Below are 261 nucleotides of genomic sequence, written 5' to 3'. Positions count from 1 at the left end.
CGCGCAAACCGCTGCCGATGGTAAAAGCAAGATTACGCGGTCAACCACTACCCCCTCTGGTGCTGGTCATGCGGGGGATGTGTGGTGGCAGTACACCGACTCGTCCTTGGTTGGCAAGATTATTGGGCAATGGGTTCATGATGGCACTGCGTGGGTGAAAACTGATGTGGGGGCCGAGATCGTCGCGGACTTGACGGTGGATAAGCTCAAGGCTGGCACTGGCAGTTTTGATAGGGCGGTTATTAGCAAGCTCATCTCTGA

1 protein-coding gene is annotated in these 261 nt (G+C 55.6%); it reads left to right on the top strand.

What is annotated here, in order from left to right; genetic code table 11:
* Window positions 1-261, top strand: a 261-nt coding sequence (locus tag QP381_RS09150) for a hypothetical protein (protein ID WP_285068705.1), incomplete at both ends; no start/stop codon positions are given.

The sequence above is a fragment of the Pauljensenia sp. UMB6358 genome, assembly GCF_030216865.1.
Lineage (GTDB): Bacteria > Actinomycetota > Actinomycetes > Actinomycetales > Actinomycetaceae > Pauljensenia > Pauljensenia turicensis_A.
This window is presented reverse-complemented; position numbering and strand designations above follow the sequence as displayed.